24 protein-coding genes are annotated in these 16,236 nt (G+C 60.8%); 14 read left to right on the top strand and 10 right to left on the bottom strand.

Translation table 11 applies throughout. From position 1 onward, the window contains the following. Nucleotides 1-56: 56 nt before the first annotated feature. Both Q1K29_RS17840 and Q1K29_RS17835 read right to left on the bottom strand, forming a co-directional pair. Nucleotides 57-455: a hypothetical protein gene (locus Q1K29_RS17840; RefSeq protein WP_300396663.1), complete on the bottom strand. Its 399-nt coding sequence runs from the start codon at nt 453-455 to the stop codon at nt 57-59. Between the two features lie 9 nt (nt 456-464). Then, nucleotides 465-767, bottom strand: a complete 303-nt coding sequence (locus tag Q1K29_RS17835; RefSeq protein WP_300396661.1) for a DUF883 C-terminal domain-containing protein — start codon at nt 765-767, stop codon at nt 465-467. A 174-nt stretch (nt 768-941) separates the two neighbouring features. On the opposite strand from Q1K29_RS17835, the gene Q1K29_RS17830 reads away from it, so the two are divergent. From Q1K29_RS17830 to Q1K29_RS17820, 3 genes are read left to right on the top strand one after another with little or no spacing between them, the layout of a single operon-like run. Then, nucleotides 942-1,712, top strand: a complete 771-nt coding sequence (locus Q1K29_RS17830) for a Crp/Fnr family transcriptional regulator (RefSeq protein WP_300396659.1) — start codon at nt 942-944, stop codon at nt 1,710-1,712. Nucleotides 1,713-1,770: 58 nt separating this feature from the next. Continuing rightward, nucleotides 1,771-2,205, top strand: a complete 435-nt coding sequence (locus Q1K29_RS17825; RefSeq protein WP_300396657.1) for a hypothetical protein — start codon at nt 1,771-1,773, stop codon at nt 2,203-2,205. Nucleotides 2,206-2,208: 3 nt separating this feature from the next. Continuing rightward, nucleotides 2,209-2,448, top strand: coding sequence for a hypothetical protein (locus Q1K29_RS17820; protein ID WP_300396655.1), 240 nt, complete (start codon nt 2,209-2,211; stop codon nt 2,446-2,448). 10 nt (nt 2,449-2,458) lie between these two features. Here the strand turns inward: Q1K29_RS17820 and Q1K29_RS17815 are convergent, their stop codons facing one another. Both Q1K29_RS17815 and Q1K29_RS17810 read right to left on the bottom strand, forming a co-directional pair. Then, nucleotides 2,459-3,685, bottom strand: coding sequence for a Glu/Leu/Phe/Val dehydrogenase (locus tag Q1K29_RS17815; protein ID WP_300396653.1), 1,227 nt, complete (start codon nt 3,683-3,685; stop codon nt 2,459-2,461). Nucleotides 3,686-3,738: 53 nt separating this feature from the next. Continuing rightward, on the bottom strand, nt 3,739-4,530 hold the full coding sequence (locus Q1K29_RS17810) for a response regulator (RefSeq protein WP_300396651.1): 792 nt from the start codon (nt 4,528-4,530) through the stop codon (nt 3,739-3,741). Between the two features lie 163 nt (nt 4,531-4,693). Here Q1K29_RS17810 and Q1K29_RS17805 point away from each other — a divergent pair, with 163 nt between their 5' ends. Genes Q1K29_RS17805 through Q1K29_RS17795 form a run of 3 tightly spaced genes read left to right on the top strand, consistent with a single transcriptional unit; the run spans nt 4,694 to nt 7,177 of the window. Next, nucleotides 4,694-4,864 carry a NepR family anti-sigma factor gene (locus Q1K29_RS17805; RefSeq protein ID WP_300396649.1) on the top strand — a complete coding sequence of 57 codons (171 nt, stop codon included), beginning with the start codon at nt 4,694-4,696 and terminating at the stop codon, nt 4,862-4,864. 8 nt (nt 4,865-4,872) lie between these two features. Then, nucleotides 4,873-5,481, top strand: coding sequence for a sigma-70 family RNA polymerase sigma factor (locus tag Q1K29_RS17800; RefSeq protein WP_300396647.1), 609 nt, complete (start codon nt 4,873-4,875; stop codon nt 5,479-5,481). Then, nucleotides 5,453-7,177 (top strand): sensor histidine kinase, encoded by a 1,725-nt coding sequence (locus Q1K29_RS17795; protein WP_300396645.1) that lies wholly within the window; start codon nt 5,453-5,455, stop codon nt 7,175-7,177. The genes Q1K29_RS17800 and Q1K29_RS17795 overlap by 29 nt, the downstream gene beginning before the upstream one ends. On the opposite strand, the gene Q1K29_RS17790 is transcribed toward Q1K29_RS17795, so the two are convergent. The 3 genes from Q1K29_RS17790 to Q1K29_RS17780 are packed head-to-tail and all read right to left on the bottom strand — an operon-like array spanning nt 7,174 to nt 9,112. Further along, complete coding sequence (locus Q1K29_RS17790) at nt 7,174-7,998, bottom strand: metallophosphoesterase (protein ID WP_300396644.1); 825 nt, start codon at nt 7,996-7,998, stop codon at nt 7,174-7,176. The two genes, Q1K29_RS17795 and Q1K29_RS17790, sit on opposite strands and share 4 nt — an antisense overlap. Continuing rightward, nucleotides 7,995-8,849 carry a diacylglycerol kinase family protein gene (locus Q1K29_RS17785; RefSeq protein WP_300396642.1) on the bottom strand — a complete coding sequence of 285 codons (855 nt, stop codon included), beginning with the start codon at nt 8,847-8,849 and terminating at the stop codon, nt 7,995-7,997. The genes Q1K29_RS17790 and Q1K29_RS17785 overlap by 4 nt, the downstream gene beginning before the upstream one ends. Further along, nucleotides 8,846-9,112 carry a Rho termination factor N-terminal domain-containing protein gene (locus Q1K29_RS17780; protein WP_300396640.1) on the bottom strand — a complete coding sequence of 89 codons (267 nt, stop codon included), beginning with the start codon at nt 9,110-9,112 and terminating at the stop codon, nt 8,846-8,848. The genes Q1K29_RS17785 and Q1K29_RS17780 overlap by 4 nt, the downstream gene beginning before the upstream one ends. Nucleotides 9,113-9,215: 103 nt before the next feature. On the opposite strand from Q1K29_RS17780, the gene Q1K29_RS17775 reads away from it, so the two are divergent. After that, nucleotides 9,216-9,470 carry a hypothetical protein gene (locus tag Q1K29_RS17775; RefSeq protein WP_300396638.1) on the top strand — a complete coding sequence of 85 codons (255 nt, stop codon included), beginning with the start codon at nt 9,216-9,218 and terminating at the stop codon, nt 9,468-9,470. Nucleotides 9,471-9,616: 146 nt separating this feature from the next. On the opposite strand, the gene Q1K29_RS17770 is transcribed toward Q1K29_RS17775, so the two are convergent. Beyond that, complete coding sequence (locus Q1K29_RS17770) at nt 9,617-9,760, bottom strand: entericidin A/B family lipoprotein (RefSeq protein WP_300396636.1); 144 nt, start codon at nt 9,758-9,760, stop codon at nt 9,617-9,619. A 154-nt stretch (nt 9,761-9,914) separates the two neighbouring features. Here Q1K29_RS17770 and Q1K29_RS17765 point away from each other — a divergent pair, with 154 nt between their 5' ends. From Q1K29_RS17765 to Q1K29_RS17735, 7 genes are all read left to right on the top strand, one after another. Then, nucleotides 9,915-10,088 carry a DUF1328 domain-containing protein gene (locus Q1K29_RS17765; RefSeq protein ID WP_300396634.1) on the top strand — a complete coding sequence of 58 codons (174 nt, stop codon included), beginning with the start codon at nt 9,915-9,917 and terminating at the stop codon, nt 10,086-10,088. An 81-nt stretch (nt 10,089-10,169) separates the two neighbouring features. Next, entirely contained in the window at nt 10,170-10,364 is a 195-nt protein-coding gene (locus tag Q1K29_RS17760) for a YqaE/Pmp3 family membrane protein (protein ID WP_300396632.1), read from the top strand. A 44-nt stretch (nt 10,365-10,408) separates the two neighbouring features. Continuing rightward, nucleotides 10,409-10,906, top strand: coding sequence for a pyridoxamine 5'-phosphate oxidase family protein (locus Q1K29_RS17755; RefSeq protein ID WP_300396630.1), 498 nt, complete (start codon nt 10,409-10,411; stop codon nt 10,904-10,906). A gap of 85 nt (nt 10,907-10,991) precedes the next feature. Next, entirely contained in the window at nt 10,992-11,870 is an 879-nt protein-coding gene (locus Q1K29_RS17750) for an SMP-30/gluconolactonase/LRE family protein (RefSeq protein ID WP_300396629.1), read from the top strand. 133 nt (nt 11,871-12,003) lie between these two features. Then, a complete protein-coding gene (gene secE / locus Q1K29_RS17745; protein WP_300396627.1) occupies nt 12,004-12,219 on the top strand; it encodes a preprotein translocase subunit SecE in 216 nt (71 codons plus the stop codon). A gap of 24 nt (nt 12,220-12,243) precedes the next feature. After that, entirely contained in the window at nt 12,244-12,789 is a 546-nt protein-coding gene (nusG, locus tag Q1K29_RS17740) for a transcription termination/antitermination protein NusG (RefSeq protein ID WP_300396625.1), read from the top strand. Nucleotides 12,790-12,865: 76 nt separating this feature from the next. Then, complete coding sequence (locus Q1K29_RS17735; RefSeq protein ID WP_300396623.1) at nt 12,866-13,561, top strand: enoyl-CoA hydratase/isomerase family protein; 696 nt, start codon at nt 12,866-12,868, stop codon at nt 13,559-13,561. A 141-nt stretch (nt 13,562-13,702) separates the two neighbouring features. On the opposite strand, the gene pgi is transcribed toward Q1K29_RS17735, so the two are convergent. Both pgi and pgl read right to left on the bottom strand, forming a co-directional pair. Further along, on the bottom strand, nt 13,703-15,250 hold the full coding sequence (gene pgi / locus Q1K29_RS17730) for a glucose-6-phosphate isomerase (RefSeq protein WP_300396621.1): 1,548 nt from the start codon (nt 15,248-15,250) through the stop codon (nt 13,703-13,705). A gap of 26 nt (nt 15,251-15,276) precedes the next feature. Continuing rightward, the gene (gene pgl / locus Q1K29_RS17725; RefSeq protein WP_300396619.1) at nt 15,277-16,032 is read right to left on the bottom strand and encodes a 6-phosphogluconolactonase; all 756 of its coding nucleotides are present in this window, start codon (nt 16,030-16,032) and stop codon (nt 15,277-15,279) included. Nucleotides 16,033-16,236: the final 204 nt, after the last annotated feature.

Raw genomic sequence — 16,236 nt, 5'->3', positions numbered from 1 at the left:
TCAGAAAACCGGCAAGGCGACCTTTCATGTCATTCATGTGTACAGGCATGTACCTGCTAGATCATTTCGTCCATGAGCTTTTGCAAGCCTTTCGTTGCCTGCTCAGGGTTGTTCACGACGAAATAGCCGGCCGCCAGCGCCATGGTTGCAGCGGCGATGGGGCGTTTTTCCACCAGCGATGCGATGGCATCAAATGGCAGTTCAGCCAGCATGTCCGCAGTGGCATTCTCGAACTGGTCGAGCTCCTCTTCCGTCGACTTGCCCGGTTTCAGGAAGACGACGACACAGATCAGCGAAATCGCAAGCAGGATGGATGCTACCGTCACAGTCGCCCATAGGAGACCGATGACGGGAATCAGCGCCAGCGTGCCTGCAATCGTCAACGCCGTGATGCCGGCGAGCCCGAAAAAGACTGCGCCGGCACCGGCAATTATTCTTAATTTTGCAGCGTCCATGTCGCGCGCCTATTTGCGCCGCAGAGCGGCCAGCAGCACGCCTGTGCCAAACGCGATGCCGACAGCGGCCATCGGGTTTTCACGGACTTTCGTCTCGACATAGTCTTTCGCCGATCCGGCCTTCTCGGAGGCCTTCGACGCATATTCGCGTCCTCGCTCGACGCTCTTGTCGAACTCCGTCGAAGAGCGGCCCTTTACATATTTGCTGGAATTGCCTGCCAGCGACTGGAAATCGTCGCGCAGCTTGGCAATGTCCTGCTTCAGGGCTTCATAGTCACTGGCTGCAGCTTTGGCAGCGGCGTCTGTGGTCATATCTTTGGTCCCGTTTGCTCTCGTCGTTTCAGTCTTCGTAGCCATTTCCTGTCTCTCCTCGGAAAATGCTGTGATTACACTGGAAATAACGACATGAAGGCGGGCGTGTTCCATAAGGCAGTGGAATGAGCCGGGATTATTGGAACTTTGGCGGGGCAGGCTGCTTAGGTAGGGATGAGTGTGTTCAAGAGACGGCTGGGGCAATACGCCCAATTGGGAGATGATGTCTGGACAGTGTTCGACGAGTTCGAGCGCCAGGATCATGTGTTCGAACCTGACCAGGATATCATTCAGGCGGGAGACAGGGCCAACAAGGTCTTCATCCTGCAATCGGGCTGGGCGGTCCGTTACCGCCTGCTCGAGGATGGGCGCCGCCAGATCGTGAACTTCATGCTGCCGGGGGATGTTTTCGACCTGCAGGCGCTGGCCGATCTGAAGGCCGATCATTCGGTGACGACGGTTACGGAATGCCATGTCGCCATCATTCCGGCTGAGCCCTTCATCAACATGTTGAAGTCGTCCGGCATGCTGGCCTCAGCGTTCTGGTGGTCCGCGGTGCAGGAAGAATCCATCCTGCGCGAGCAGATTGTGCGGATCGGGCGCCGCTCGGCCCGCGAACGGATTGGTCACCTGCTGCTGGAACTCCACCGGCGCTATACCGGTGCTACGGGCCAGCAGGTCGACCGCCTCACCATGCCACTCACCCGGGCCGACATTGCCGATGCCCTGGGTCTGACGCCTGTACATGTCTCCCGCACCATGTCGGCCATGCGACGGTCGGGCCTGATTTCGGAAGAAAGGGGGGCGATCACGCTGGAAGATCGCGACCGCCTGGCGCGCCTGTCCTACTTCGATATGGACTACTTGCACCTGAAAAAGCTCAACTTGCTCAATCGAAGCGCAACGGAACGCGAGCATGAGCGTTCCAGTATTGATATAAGTTAGAGAAGAAGGATCGCCGCCTCGCCAGGTGAACGCCGGGCTAGAGGCGACGCAGAGACTGATGTCGTTGACAACATCATCGACCGAAAACGAACCGTTACTACGCCGGCTGCGCCGAATGGGTCTGGTGCTTACCGGCGATCAGCAGCTGGCAGACGGAATTCTCCGCGATGCTTTCATGCGTGCGCAGAATGCCGTCAGTGCCTCGCAGGAACTCAGCGAAAAAGATATCTTCAAACTTGGCTTCGACGCCTTTGACGATGCTGTGCACCGCAAGGGCGTGGTCGTCATCCTGAACCGTGCCGGGTCCCGCGATGGGTCTCTCGGTGACCGCGTGAACAGACTCAGCTATGTTGAGCGCGTGGCAATCGCACTTCTCGTTGTGGAAAATATGACGCCGAAAGAGGGCGCGGTCCTGTCGGGGCTGCCGGGACCCCTGCTTGAAAATGCCCTGACGGACGCAATGACGAAACTGGAGCAGAGAGAGGCAGGCTGAGGGATGAGCAGTAGGTCGGATTCATCACGTAAAGCGCTTGAAAACCAATTCAGGAAACTCGATGTCGGCCCCGCTGACGAGGCGCTTGAAGCTGCCTTCGAAGCCCTCTCTCCTGAAACGCCGGCCATGGATGGCCACCAGAATAACCAGGAGGCAGAAGGCGCCGATGTTGACCCCATGCCGGCCGTGATGCGCAAAAATGGCAAAGGCACACCGGACGACGGTGAGCAACAGGCCAATTAGCGCCCCCTGATCAGACTTCGAAGACGCCCTGGGACTCGGCGATGACGTTGAGGTCCCGCATGGCATAGAGCGTGGCGGCGAGCCGCCAGTCCCCCTCGCATTCATCAATCGTGGCTGCCAGGGAATCGGCTGACGTGATCAGCCGGTCGTGCCACTTCGTTTCCATGTCGGGCACATGGTCGCGTCCGCCTCGGCAAAAGCTCAGCCACTCCAGATGGGACGCTGTCACGCCTCCCGCATTGAACAGGATGTCCGGGCCGACCGCGATACCTTCGCGTACGAGGACGGCATCGGCATTCGGGCTGATGGCCGCATTCGCGATTTCGAGGATCATGCGGCAATTGAGATCGGGTGCGTTCGCATCAGTGATCGTGTCGGAAATCGCCGCCAGGCAGAGGATGTCAGCCTCTTGGGAAATGATTGCCTCTGACGGGCCAGTATAAGCGAGCGTTCCGTCGCTCTTGCCTTCAGCGACGGATTGGATGTCGAGCCCGTCCGGATCCGAAATCGTGCCCGAACTGTCAGCCATGGCGACGATCCTCGCCCCAGAATCGCGGGCGAGGCGGGCAAATTCCAGCCCGGCCTTGCCAATGCCCTGAACGGCAATCGTGGCGCCTTCCAGCGTCAGTCCGTATTCCGGCGCCAGGCGTTCCAGGATGAGGACAGCGCCCCGGCCGGTCGCGCCCTTGCGCAGGGAGATCCCGCCCATGTCTTCGGGCTTGCCGGTAATGGCCCCGCGCGCCTCGCCATTGGCGACCTGCTCGATGCCGACCAGCATGGCCTCCATATCATCAGAGGAGGTGGCAACATCCGGCGCGGCCACATCATGATCAGGCCGCAGCAGGTCGGAGAACAGCTCGCCATAGGTTTCGGCCAGCTGATAGCGTTCTTTCGTGGAGAGTTTGCCCGGATTGATCCGGACCGCCCCTTTCGCACCGCCAAAGGGCAGGTCCAGCAGGGCGCATTTCAGCGTCATCAAAAAGCCAAGGCGCGACACTTCTTCTGACGTCGCACTGCTGGCAAAGCGCACACCGCCCTTTGTCGGCCCCTTGAGCGTATTGTAGCGGCAGCGCCACGCGCGGGCATATTCGGTCTTCCCGTTTGCCCGGCGCAAGGAAAGCTCCCGCTCGATGACCTCGTGCGGGAGCGATAGAAGCCGTCTGATGTTTTTGAGATCCGGGTCGGCATCGACCGCACGGTCCATGCGCGACACGGCTTCTTCAAGTAGGTCTGTCATTTTCGTCCTTTGCCTCAATCTGAACGTTACAGGCAAAGGACTGTTCCGACCCGTTATTCGGCAGCGACCGTTTGTTCAGACGGATGGAAGAAAAGGGCCTGACCGATCGCAGCCTTCACCGTATTTTCCTGGAACGGCTTGGGAATCAGATAGGTGGGTTCCGGACGTTCGCCAGTCAGCAGGCGTTCCGGGAACGCCGTGATGAAGATGATCGGTACATCGATTTCTTCAAGAATGTCGTGGGCGGCCTCAATACCGGAAGAATTGTCTGCCAGCTGAATATCGCACAGGATCAGGCCCGGTGGGTTCGCCTTCGCCATTGCAACAGCTTCGGTGTGCGTTGTCGCATTGCCGGTGACCTCATGGCCAAGATCCTCGACAAGGCTTTCAAGGTCAGCCGCGATGATCGGCTCATCCTCAATGATGAGGACCTTGGTCTTCAACGTCGATTCAATATCGGTATGAGCCTTCGCGATCAGCTCCTCGACCTGCTGGACAGACTTGCCCAGAATCGTGGCCGCTTCGCTGACCTGGAAGCCCTCCAGGGCCGTCAGGAGGAAAGCCTGACGCTCGACAGGTGCAAGCGCCTGCAGGCGTGATTCCGGGGAGTGAGCAGACCCTTCGGGCTGTTCCAGACGGGCGCCGGTCGTTCCCCAGATGACATGGAAGAAGCGATAAAGCGCCTGGCGTGGCGGCAATTCTTCACTGACCTGGCTCGGATCTTCGGCCAGTGCGGTTAGGGAGGCGCGAATATAGGAATCGCCGCTCTCCTGGCTGCCGGTCAGCGCGCGTGCGTACCGGCGCAAAAACGGTAGATGCGGACCGAATTGCTCGACAAGACTCATTATGTACCCTCGCAAATTACATCAAACCAATAACTTGTTTCGCAGGAAAAGGTTGCAAGGGACTGCAGAAAAATTTCCTTGCAGTGGAACTTTGATCAAAGTCCCGACTTATCCTATGCGTGAAGCGGAGATCTGGGGATCAATGAGTTACAGAGCGAGTACTATGGGTAAAGAAGCGAAGCCGGACCCTGACACCGAGCGTTCGCGCAAGGTGCGGCAGAAACGGATCGGCGATCAGTTGCGCCGTTTGTATGACGACGTCACGAGCGAACCCGTGCCAGACGAGTTCCTGAGCCTTTTAGAACAGGCCGACAATTCCTCGAAACAGAAATAGAGATTCCTGTGAGCAAGCCGACACTCGATGATCAGGCGTTCAAGGAAGAACTCTCTGATCTGATTCCTCATTTGCGGGCCTTTGCGCGCAGCCTTTGTGGCAACGCGACCGCAGCCGACGACCTGGCACAGGAAGCCATGCTGAAAGCGTGGAAGGCGCGGGCGAGCTATCAGGCTGGGACAAACCTGAAAGCCTGGGCGTTCACCATCCTGCGCAATCTCTTTTATTCCGAGAAGCGCCGCAGTTGGCGCCGCCAGCAACTTGATCCGGAAGTGGCGGAAGCAACGCTCGTCGCGCCCGACAGTGCCGGCTCGGCCCTTGACCTGCTCGCGCTGCGCAACGGCCTGACCTTCCTTCCTGAAGACCAGCGTGAAGCGCTGGTGCTGGTGGGCGCAGGCGGTCTTTCCTATGAAGAAACCGCTGAAATCTGCGGCTGTGCTGTCGGAACGATCAAGAGCCGTGTCAGCCGTGCACGCAAAGCGCTTTTTGAAATCCTCGAGAGTAATGAGGCAAGGTACTCAGGCGACTCGACCCTGAGCGCTTCAGAAGCTTTCGACGATATCATGAGACAAGCGGACGACCTTTCGCGTGACCACCCGGCAGACGCCAGAAACTGAAGAGAAAACCAGACGAGGATCACTCCGTCTCCGGCTGCTGTTCACGATCGCAGCGGCTCTGACGCCGATTCTGATCTTCGCTGGTTTCCGCTCTTATCTGAATGCGCAGGACGCTCTGGCAGAGCGGCGCAACCAGCTGATCGAAATCGCTGACCGCGCAATCGACGAGATCGAGCAGGTCCTGTCGACGGTCGATACGCTGCAGCAGATCTATATGCCGAACATCGCCGATGGGCAGTGCAGCGAGGTCTTCGAGACGATTTCGCCACGCATTCCCCAGCTTTCAAACGTTGCCTTCTTCAATGACGAGGGGTCCGTAGTCTGCTCCGCAGTGGGGGACTCCTCCAGCGGGACCGTCGCTCAGCCGGCAGCTTTCGCGGCACTCAAGGCGGGCGCCCGGAGCGTGCGGACAGACGCCTTCTTCGGCCCGCGCAGCCAGGCCTGGCTGTTCTCCGTGATGAGACGCGTTGAGGATGAGAATGGCGCGTTTGCCGGCGTCGTCGCATTCCCGCTCAAGACCGAACAGCTCGTGCGCACAGTCCGGCTGACAAACCTTCCGCAGGATGTCGAACTCGCGATCTCGGATGGTGGCGGGCAGGTCTTCGGCAGCGCGCGTGTCGTTGCTATCAACGAGGACTGGATCGGCCAGGCGACTGGCGATGCAGACGGCGTGCTATTTGTCACCAATACGCAGAAGCTCGGCTCTCTCGATGTGGTCGTCCGCTCGATCGTGGATGACCGAATGTATGCCATCATCTCACGCCCATCGCCGGGCATCTTCAGTGAATTTACGCTGGAGCCGCTGGAATCGGTGGGCATCCCGCTTCTGTCTTTCTCTCTGGCCCTGATGGCCGCCTGGCTGGCCGTGGATGGCCTTGTCCTGAAATGGCTTGCCCGCTTGCGCCGCCTGGCGCTGATCTATGGCGAAGGGCACTACAATTTCCGTATCGGCAACGAGTTCCAGAACGCGCCGGACGAGATTTCGGACTTCGCCTACAGCTTTGACCGGATGGCCAACCGGATCGCCGAACGCGACGCCTCCCTGCGCAGCGCGATCGCGACACGGGATGCGGCCGTGAAGGAAATCCATCACCGCGTGAAGAACAATCTCCAGATCGTTGCAAGCTTCCTGAACCTTCAGCGCCGTCAGGTCACCGATCCGGGGGCGCGCGAAGTGATTGCCGCCGCCCGCCACAGGATTGATGCGCTGTCCATCGTCCACCAGACGCTCTACCAGCATGAGCGGCTGGAGACGGTGCATATGGAGCCCTTCCTCGAGGCGCTCCTGTCGCACCTTGCCGGTGCGCTTGGCATGGATGAGACAGGGGTTCGCATCGACAGCGATATCGAACCGCTCGACCGGCCTGCCGATGATGCGATCCCGATTGCGCTCTTCATCCTGGAAGCGGTGACCAATGCCACCAAATACGCTTTCGGCGAGGGTGGCGGTGTTATCACGATCCGCCTTTACGAGGATGGGGACGATATCGTGCTGGATATCACTGATGATGGCGCCGGCGCGGATATGGACGCTTCAGCCAAGGATGGCTCGAGTGGGCTGGGCTCACGCCTTATGAGCGCCTTCGCCAAACAACTGCGCGGCACGATTCACACGGAATCGAAGCCGGGCGAAGGCTTCCGTGTCGAGCTGCGTATGCCGTCAGAGTACGCCAAGAAGAAGACGACCGACTTCTAGCCCTGTTCTGCGGATGCTGTGAGATGCGTTTCCGGCTGGCTGAAATGTGGAGACAGCATGTGCGGCTGTTCCGGGACGAACCGGTCGCCATGCAGGTTGAACACGGTCACCGTGCACACTTCGTCACTCAGCTCGATGATGTTGAAGCTCGCCGGGCGCTTGCGCAGGCGCGTTGAAAGCGTTCCGGCAGAGACCGCGACATAGGAATCCCCCTCATCGTCCACGACCGTCACCGACGGTGAATGGACATGGCCCGTCAGCAGGAAGCCGACCTTGCTTTGGGCAAGCCGCCGGCTAGCGCGCCGGCCCCGGCGCGTGGCCGTGCGCATCGGCGCATCCGGCGGCGACAGGAAGGGGTGGTGGCAGATGAGGAAGGCGGTCTTGCCGGTTCCCGTCGCCTGGTCGGTATCAGCGATGGCCGCTTCGAGGTCTTCCAGATTGACGGAGCCTTCGGCCCAGTTCTTCCGGGTCTGCCAGCCGCGCGAGGTATTGATGCCCGTCAGCACGGCGCCGTCCACTTCCACCGGCTCGGCCAGATCGTCGAAATAGGTGTCATGACGCTCGAAAGGCGAGACCACGCGCTCATAGAGATTGAGCAGGGGCGTGTCGTGATTGCCGGCCACGACCAGCTTGGGCATCGCGAACCGGTCGAGCCAGTCACGCGCCGCGCCAAACTCCGCGCGCTTGCCGCGCTGGGTCAGGTCGCCACAGATGGCCATGGCATCGACGTCAGTTTCCGCGAGCGCCGTCTCGAAGGCTTCGAGGGCAACTGGATTTTCTGTGCCGAAATGGATGTCGGCGAGCTGGATGATCCTGGTCATTCACACAAGGCAGATATGGCCCGGCCGGCTTTGGCAATCCGGCTGAAACGAGTCCCTGACTTAAGCCGCATCGGCTCTCCGTCCAGGGTCACGCGCAACTCATAGCCTTTCGGGTCTTCAAGGATGATTTCCTTGCTGCGGACGACGGTCACGCCACTGGCCTCGCGCCAGTCCGACATCAGGGCCTCGAAACCGGCTGCGGCCAGTTCGAGCGGATTGTCGGGATTGATGAAGGCGAATTCGAAATCCGTGTCGGACTGTTCACCGACAAAGATCGCCGCGGCTGTCGCGGCCCCCTCGCTGGTGCGGTCGTTCTCGCCGGCAGCACGATACTTCATGGCGTGCGAGAAATCGAACAGGTCCGCGCCCGCCAGCTTCTCGATGGCCTGCAGGACATTGCCATCCCGCATGGCTTCGCGCGGGCCGACAAGGTCGGTCAGATTGCCGGCCATGGCGGCGACATAAAAGCGATGATCGCCAGCACAGCCCGCCGGCACATCGATCATACGGCCCTGGGTCAGGCCGTCCTTGAGGCAGTCCTGCCATTCGCAGGGTCCGCCATGGATCTGTTTGTGAAAGAGGTTCATCGTCCCGCCGGGCAGGGGGAGGATAGGCGGGCCGGAATCGCCCGCGCGCTCCAGGGCACAGGCAACGGTCCCGTCCCCACTCCAGACAATGACGGCGTCAGGAGACGTCGCAAAACACTCGTCGATCGGCGTGCAGATATCCTCCTGGTCGAGCAGACGGACCTCACAGGTCTCGCCCAGCTCCGAAAGGACCTCATGCAACTGTTCCTCAGCGTTCGCGGGAACGCTGCCGGATCGCGGATTGATCAGGGCAGCGAGGCTCATCGGCTGTTTCTCAGCGCCTCGATCAATTCGTCCTTGTTCATATTGGAGCGGCCTTCGATATCCAGTTCATCGGCGCGGTCATACAGCTCATCCTTCGTCCAGTCCTCATAAGGTGGGTTCTTGCCGCCCTTTTTCGAGGGGTGCTGGGAGGGGTTCTCCTGGGCATTGGCAATGCGCGCAGCCGTTTCCTTGGAATAGCCCTCGTCACGAAGCGATTCGTAGGTCTCGTCATCCTTGATCTGTGGACCGTGATTCTTGGCCATTACGGCGCCTCTCGTGATTAATTCCGATGCAGACACAACGCCGCCACAAAAAAACCGTTCCGGGGTGGGGAACTCGCCACAGGATGGAGCGTACTAGGATCACATGAAACGCGAATTAAAATCCCTTAAGCCCGAATACGTCCCGGTGGTTGGTCCGCTGGATGACCTGTTTCGCAGCTTCAGACGCCTGGGCGGCCTGTCCCGGCTGGATGTCGTGTTTTCCATGTTCAGTGTCGCCTGTGTCGCGGTCTGGGCCTGCCTCCGGCATGGCAAGCACAAGGCGATGACGGCCTCGGTCAGGCCGGCGGTATGCCTTCTCACCTACATCCCGACAGAGAAGCTCGGCGAGACCGTCTAGAAGGCTTCTTCTTGAGCGTTTGTTACGTCCCGCTTTCAGCCGCAATCCGATGCGCTCGCATTTTTGCCGTTGGGCTTTTAGTACCCCCAAAAAGAAACGCGGCCCCGAAAGAGGACCGCGTTTCTGAAGCGTATTGAAACTGTCGCTTACGCGCCAGCTTCCTGAGCTGTTTCTTCGATTTCTTCACCTGTGGCTTCGACGTCCTGGCCAGCGCCTTCAACCGTGTTGCAGGCTGCTGCCATGAGCGCCATCAGACCGAGGCCGGCGACGAGAAATGGGTTCTTTTTCATGAGTTAAATCCTCTCTTGGTGATCGGACTGACTTCAACGCGCCCCCGTTTCTCTCAGTTCCAAAAATAATTTCCGGAACCGTCCGGCCAGCCTTCCCGTTTATTTGGCATCGGCGAAAGGCCGACCCACACAACGCCTCACAAGGAGACACACCATGCTTGGTTGGGCACTTACATTCTTCGTTCTGGCGATCATCGCTGCCATCTTCGGCTTCGGTGGTATTGCTGGCGCTTCCGCTGGCATCGCACAGATCCTGTTCTTTGTTTTCCTCGCACTGCTCGTGCTGAGCTTCGTTGCTCGCGCAATCCGGGGCCGAAGCGTCCTCTAGCGACCGGATAACAATCCACACCGTAACCGGGGCGGCAGTCTTTCAGGCTCCGCCCCGTTTCACTTTCAGGAGACTTTTTTCATGGCCACGACCGGCACCGCTCCCGCATCGGGAGGCATTCTTATCATTCTGCTATCGATCCTGCTGCCGCCCATCGGCGTGCTTTTCTCACGCGGGATCGGCGCCCAGCTCCTGATCAATATCGTGCTGACGCTACTCGGCTATGTGCCGGGTCTGGTCCACGCCGTGTGGCTGGCAGCAAGGCCGGCTCCTTAACAAACCCCATTAAATTCAAAAAATTTCAGAAAGGAATTTCGACAATGGCTGATATCGACAAACTGAAACAGGACCCGAAAGAACAGCTCTTCAAACATCTCGACGATCTGCATGCGGTGATGCTCGGATCACCCGACCCGAAGCAGCACATGCAGCCGATGGCGCCGGAAGTCGATTTCGACAGCGGCGAAATCTGGTTCTTCACGCGGGCTTCCAGCGATCTCGTCGAGGCCCTCGGCCGCGATTCTGCCGACGTGCACATGTGTGCCGTCGAGAAGGACTATCAGGCCTGCCTGATGGGTGAGCTCAGCGCTGAGCGCAATGAAGAAAAGATCGAGCAGTTCTGGAGCGCGCCTGTCGCTGCCTGGTTCGAGGGCGGCAAGGCCGACAATGACCTCACCATGCTCCGCTTCAAGCCCAAGAACGCCTCGATCTGGGCCTCCGACCGCAATCCGATCACCTTTGCCTATGAGATCGCCAAGGCGAATGTGAAGGACAAGACGCCGGATGTCGGCGAACGCAACTCTGTCAATTTTCGCTGATTGATAAGAAAATCGCTCTAAGGCGAAGGCCAGCCCGTTTCAGGGCTGGCTTTTTTTGTTAGGTGGCACGCCTTAAGGAGACCGTATGACCCTGTACGAGCCACAATGCGTTGCCCCGACAAGCTGCCTGCTGGGCCAGAGCCCGGTCTGGAGCCCGTCGGAAGGCCTGCTCTGGTGGGTCGATCCCAAGCGCGCCAAGCTGCACCGCTACAATCCCAAGACGACCAATGCGCGCCGCTACGACCTGCCGATCAAGGCCAGCGTGATCGCGCTGTCACAGGGTGAGCTGCTGATGGCCGGCGACCTCGAGCTCGGCTTCTTCGACCCTTCGACGGAGGAATATGCCCACCTTGTCACGCTGGAGGGGGAGCCGGAGGGCAACAAGATCAATGCTGGCGGCGTGGCGCCCGACAACAGCTTCTGGTTCGTCACCATGGATGGCGACGAAGCCGACGCCAAGAGCGCCTGGTACCGCTTCGCGCCCGACCGTGCGATCGAGCCGCTGAATGCGCCGCGTGTGATCATTCCCTCCTCGGCCTGTTTCTCGCCGGATGGCGCGACCTTCTACACCTGCGATGTGACCGAGCAGGAAATCCTCTCCTTCGACCATGACGATGCCCGCAGCCTCACCAATCGCCGGGTCTTTGCGACGACGAGTTCCGGGGCCGGTTATCCCGATGGGTCCGCCATTGATGCCGAAGGCTGTCTCTGGAATGCCGAATGGGACGGCGGGCGGCTTGTCCGTTATCGCCCGGACGGCAAGATCGATCGCGTCGTGAAGTTGGCGGCCTCGCGGCCCACCGGCTGCTGCTTTGGCGGCAAGGATCTGAAAACCCTCTACATCACCACCGCGCGTACGGGCCTGACTGCCTGGCAAATGGATGCACAGCCCTTTGCCGGCAGCCTGTTTGCCATGCAGGTCGAGACCCCCGGCCAGCCCTGCCGGGAGTGGACGGGCCATTGACCTGCGGCCGGTCCACTGCTTGCGAGCGGCACTTCCTGCACCCACATGGCTTCACATCGACACCAATGCGGAGTAAGGCGTTGCCGAATACGGCTAAGGCCGCTACACACCCCCGACTTTCAGGAATTATTTGATGGCCGACAAGGACAAGAAGAAAAGCGTGGACCCGGTGACGTTCGTGCGCCAGGTCGAGGCCGAGGGCCGCAAGGTCACCTGGACCTCGCCGAGCGAGACGATCCAGGCCACGATCATGGTTGTCATCATGTCCATCATCGTCGCGCTGTTCCTCTTCCTGGCCGACCAGGTCATCGGTGTCGCTATCCGCCTGCTCACCGGTCTTGGCGCATAAAAGAATTCAAGGAGTGCCCCGCACATGGCCGAGGCCAAATGGTATATCGTTCACGCCTATTCCAATTTCGAAAAGAAGGTCGCCCAGGCCATTCGCGATCAGGCTGACCTGAAGCATCTCTCCGAGCTGATCGAAGAGATCGAGGTTCCGACCGAGGAAGTCGTCGAAGTTGTCCGTGGCAAGAAGAAGACTGTCGAGAAGCGCTACTTCCCGGGCTATGTCATGCTCAAGGCGCAGCTGACCGACGACGTCTATCACCTCGTTCGCGACACGCCGAAAGTCTCCGGCTTTCTCGGCGCCGAGGGCGGCAAGCGTCCACTTCCGGTCCCGCAGCGCGAAGTTGACCGCATTCTCGGTACCGCAGACGAGCCGGCGTCCGAACGCCCCCGTCCGCAGATTACCTACGAGATCGGCGAACAGGTTCGCGTCAACGAAGGCGCCTTCCAGGGCTTCGAAGGCGGCGTCGAGGAAATCGACGAAGCGAATGGCCGCCTCAAGGTGTCCGTCTCGATTTTCGGCCGCGCCACGCCGGTCGATCTCGACTTCACGCAGGTCGACAAGATCAGCTAGAAAGCTTTCGGGACTTGCATTCCGTTCGGGGAATCCGGCCTTGTAACAGGCCGGATTTTCTGATTCTGGAGCGCAGATGGCTGTATCGATTGCTGAGAGGGCAGGCACGCTGTGGCTGACGCTCCTGCGTCCGCCGGTCAATGCGATTGACCTCGAAATGGTCGAGAGCGTCACGCGCATCGTTGAGGAAACCAAGCCGGACCATCCCATTGTGCTGACAGGGAAGGGGAAATCCTTCTCGGCCGGTATCGATACGACCGTCTTTGCCGCCTATTCGAAAGACCAGCGCCGCGACATGGTTCTTGGCATTACGCGGATGGTCCGTGCATTGGTCTGCCATCCGGCCCCTGTCGTCGCCGCGATCAACGGGCACGCGCTTGGCGGCGGGCTGGTACTCGCCCTGACGGCTGACTATCGGGTGGCCGGCGCGCCTGACGCCAAGTTCGGCCTGACCGAGGCGAAGGCCGGCGTCCCGTTTCCGATTGGCGCGGTGGAAGTCATCCGGCATGAAATTCCGGCCCCGCTCCTGCGCAATCTGACCCTGACCAGCCGTATTGTCGATCAGGACGCCCTGCTGGAGGCCGGGCTGATCGACCAGATCAGCCAGCCGGACAATGTATTGATCGCGGCCTCACAGGCCCTGCACGTGCTGAAGGGGCAGCCGGGGTTCCAGGCGGTGAAGCGGCAGGTGCGCGGCCTGCTTCAGGCGCGTCTGACTGCGCTTGTCGAGAAGGGGAATGATCCCTTCCTCAAGGCGTTCGGCGCGGCCTAGCCAAACCGGCTCTCTAGCTCCCGCCTCCCTGGCGAAAGTCAGGGCCGATGGCGGTTGGGGAAACAGGCCCTCAACCGCCATGGGTCCCAGCTTGCGCTGGGAAAATGGAGGAGGAGCCGGTCTGATGGGGCCTAGGGCGCTCTAGTCGTTCAGGTGCGAGATCAGCGAGGCGGTCACCGGATCCTCCGCCTTCGTCTCGCCCGACAGCGCTGCCTTGAGCTTGCCGGCCATCGTCTTGCCGCGCTCCACGCCCCACTGATCGAAACTGTTCACGCCCCACAGAACGCCAGCCAGATAGGTGCGGTGCTCGAACAGCGCGATCAGGCTGCCGAGGCGGAACGGATCCAGCGACGGCGCATGCAGGAAGGTGGACGGCCGCCCGCCGGCATGGACCTTCTGCGCAGCGATCTCCATCGGCAGTTCCGGCTCCTCGGCGCGAACCTCATCAAGCGTTCGGCCATTCGCCAGGACTTCGGCCTGGGCCAGCGCATGCGCGGTCAGCCCCTTCACCCCGTCCGGCTCGTCGGTGGCGCCGGGCGCGAGGATGAATTCGGTGGGCACGATGGCCGGGCTCTGGTGCAGCCACTGGTGATAGGAGTGCTGGCCGATCGTGCCTTCGCCGCCCCAGAGAAGGGGCGCCGTCGCCATGTCGACCGCTTCACCCTCCGGGCCGACCGACTTGCCGTTCGATTCCATTTCCAGCTGCTGGAGGTAAGCAGGCAGCAGGCGCAGGCGGCGCGAATAGGCCAGCAGGGCGCGCGCCTCGAAGCCCATGAAAGCGCTGTTCCAGTAGTCGAGCAGGGCAAGACGCACGGCGAGGTTCTCCCCGAGCGGGGCGTTGCGCACATGCGTATCCATGGCATCGGCCCCGGCCCGGAAGTCCTTCATCACCTCCTCCTCGAGCGCGATGGAGCAGGCGACAGAGCCGGCCGACCAGATGGAGAAGCGCCCGCCCACCGTTTCAGGCAGGTCGAGAATGGTGCCATCGTCGCTGCCGAGCCAGGCGGTCGCGCGCGGCGGATTGGCGGTGACCAGCACGAAATGATGAGCCCACTTTTCGCCGACACCGGTTTTCACCCAGTCGCGCGCGCGGGCGAGGTTGTAGAGCGTCTCTTCCGTGCCGAAGGATTTCGAGACACCGATGACCAGCGTCTGCGCCGGATCCAGCCCGTCGAGCGCCAGTTCCAGGTCGAGCGGATCGAGATTGGCGCAATAGCGCAGGTCGAGGGCCGGAAGGCGCCTGTCATGGAAGGCATCGGCGACAAGCCGCGGCCCGAAATCCGACCCGCCAATGCCGATATGGACGACCGCTGTGAATGGCTTGCCATCAATCGTCGTCGCATGGCCGTCTGCAATGCGTGCGGCCATGGCATCGGCTGCCTTCGCCGTTTCGCGCACCGTCTTCGCCGCGTCGAAGGAAGGCGTCTGCGCCCGTAGCGCCCAGTGCAGCGCCGCGCGGCCCTCTGACGGGTTGACTGTCTCGCCTGCGAACAGCCGTTCGATAGCGCCGGACAGGTCCTTCTCGGCGGCCACTTTCGAAAGCTCGGCTTCGGCCTCTTCATCGAGATAGTGGCGCGACAGGTCGGCACTCCAGCCGGGGGCCTTGAGCAGGGCCTTGCCGGCGCGGGCTTCGATAAGCGGACGGAGGGGCTGGGCTTTCAGCCGGTCGGCATGGTGTTTGAGGGACATGGCTTTTCTCTGAACTCCGGTCTGAATCAGGAACGGTAGAAAACGGTGAGCGCCTTGCCGGCGGCCTTGCGCATTTTCGAGACGGGGTGGTCGGGATTGGCGGCGTCGAACACGGTCTTCTTCTTGTCGCCGGACATCATGAGGAGAATGCTGCGGGCGCGCGCCACGGCCGGGTAGGTGAGGGTCATGCGCTCGGTGATCGGGCCGGTCACCTTGGACTTCGGCGCGCTGATCGCGGCCACCGACAGGAGGTTTCCGGGATCGGTCGCCGCGCCGAGCCCCTTGGCATTGGCGAACCAGGAGAGCGTGTGGCCATCCTCGCCCATGCCGAGCACGAGAACGTCGATCACGCTCGCTGCGTCGCCATAGCTTTCATTCAGTGCGGCCTCGGCGCCAAACGCGCTTTCATCGGCGGTCTTCATCGGCAGGAAGGTGGCTGCTTCCGCCTTGTTTTGCAGAAGGGTGCGACGGACCAGCGCGGCATTCGACGCCTCATGATCCTCACTCACCCAGCGCTCGTCGGCGAGGCCGACCGTGACGTTCTTCCAGTCGAGATTTAGGCCCGACAGGGTCTCGTAAATCGGCCCCGGCGTGGAGCCGCCGGAACAGAAGAGCGTTGCCTTGCCTCGCCGTGACAGCGCGTCCTCCAGACGGGCCTCGATCCAGTCTGCTGCCTCGGTTTCGAAGGTCTCCTTCGTGCCGAAGGCGTGAAATTCTGCTGCACTTGCCATCCGCTTGCAGGGACACGCGAGGCCGCCTGCTGTCAAGGGCAGGGTGGCCATGTCTGCTTGCGAATTGCTAAGGGTGCTTGAAAGCGCGCGCGCGCGTGTGTATGTCGCCCGCTTCAACGGGAATCAAAGGCCCGCTGTTATGAGGAAACCTTAAAACCGTCCGGCGGGCCGGACAGCAAGTAGCTAAGAGGAAGCCATAAATGGCCAAGGCAAAGTTTGAGCGGTCTAAGCCGCACGTAAACATTGGCACGATTG

Origin of the sequence: Henriciella sp. (genome assembly GCF_029937755.1) — a bacterium.
Classification (GTDB): domain Bacteria; phylum Pseudomonadota; class Alphaproteobacteria; order Caulobacterales; family Hyphomonadaceae; genus Henriciella.
The sequence above is the reverse complement of the archived record's forward strand: the minus strand, read 5'-3'. Positions and strand labels throughout refer to the sequence as shown.

Bases quoted from the DNA above. Each gene is read 5' to 3' on its own strand.
- Q1K29_RS17840 (WP_300396663.1), bottom strand. From the start codon at position 455: ATGGACGCTGCAAAATTAAGAATAATTGCCGGTGCCGGCGCAGTCTTT.
- Q1K29_RS17835 (WP_300396661.1), bottom strand. From the start codon at position 767: ATGACCACAGACGCCGCTGCCAAAGCTGCAGCCAGTGACTATGAAGCC.
- Q1K29_RS17830 (WP_300396659.1), top strand. From the start codon at position 942: ATGAGTGTGTTCAAGAGACGGCTGGGGCAATACGCCCAATTGGGAGAT.
- Q1K29_RS17825 (WP_300396657.1), top strand. From the start codon at position 1,771: ATGTCGTTGACAACATCATCGACCGAAAACGAACCGTTACTACGCCGG.
- Q1K29_RS17820 (WP_300396655.1), top strand. From the start codon at position 2,209: ATGAGCAGTAGGTCGGATTCATCACGTAAAGCGCTTGAAAACCAATTC.
- Q1K29_RS17815 (WP_300396653.1), bottom strand. From the start codon at position 3,685: ATGACAGACCTACTTGAAGAAGCCGTGTCGCGCATGGACCGTGCGGTC.
- Q1K29_RS17810 (WP_300396651.1), bottom strand. From the start codon at position 4,530: ATGAGTCTTGTCGAGCAATTCGGTCCGCATCTACCGTTTTTGCGCCGG.
- Q1K29_RS17805 (WP_300396649.1), top strand. From the start codon at position 4,694: ATGGGTAAAGAAGCGAAGCCGGACCCTGACACCGAGCGTTCGCGCAAG.
- Q1K29_RS17790 (WP_300396644.1), bottom strand. From the start codon at position 7,998: ATGACCAGGATCATCCAGCTCGCCGACATCCATTTCGGCACAGAAAAT.
- Q1K29_RS17785 (WP_300396642.1), bottom strand. From the start codon at position 8,849: ATGAGCCTCGCTGCCCTGATCAATCCGCGATCCGGCAGCGTTCCCGCG.
- Q1K29_RS17780 (WP_300396640.1), bottom strand. From the start codon at position 9,112: ATGGCCAAGAATCACGGTCCACAGATCAAGGATGACGAGACCTACGAA.
- Q1K29_RS17775 (WP_300396638.1), top strand. From the start codon at position 9,216: ATGAAACGCGAATTAAAATCCCTTAAGCCCGAATACGTCCCGGTGGTT.
- Q1K29_RS17770 (WP_300396636.1), bottom strand. From the start codon at position 9,760: ATGAAAAAGAACCCATTTCTCGTCGCCGGCCTCGGTCTGATGGCGCTC.
- Q1K29_RS17765 (WP_300396634.1), top strand. From the start codon at position 9,915: ATGCTTGGTTGGGCACTTACATTCTTCGTTCTGGCGATCATCGCTGCC.
- Q1K29_RS17760 (WP_300396632.1), top strand. From the start codon at position 10,170: ATGGCCACGACCGGCACCGCTCCCGCATCGGGAGGCATTCTTATCATT.
- Q1K29_RS17755 (WP_300396630.1), top strand. From the start codon at position 10,409: ATGGCTGATATCGACAAACTGAAACAGGACCCGAAAGAACAGCTCTTC.
- Q1K29_RS17750 (WP_300396629.1), top strand. From the start codon at position 10,992: ATGACCCTGTACGAGCCACAATGCGTTGCCCCGACAAGCTGCCTGCTG.
- secE (WP_300396627.1), top strand. From the start codon at position 12,004: ATGGCCGACAAGGACAAGAAGAAAAGCGTGGACCCGGTGACGTTCGTG.
- nusG (WP_300396625.1), top strand. From the start codon at position 12,244: ATGGCCGAGGCCAAATGGTATATCGTTCACGCCTATTCCAATTTCGAA.
- Q1K29_RS17735 (WP_300396623.1), top strand. From the start codon at position 12,866: ATGGCTGTATCGATTGCTGAGAGGGCAGGCACGCTGTGGCTGACGCTC.
- pgi (WP_300396621.1), bottom strand. From the start codon at position 15,250: ATGTCCCTCAAACACCATGCCGACCGGCTGAAAGCCCAGCCCCTCCGT.
- pgl (WP_300396619.1), bottom strand. From the start codon at position 16,032: ATGGCCACCCTGCCCTTGACAGCAGGCGGCCTCGCGTGTCCCTGCAAG.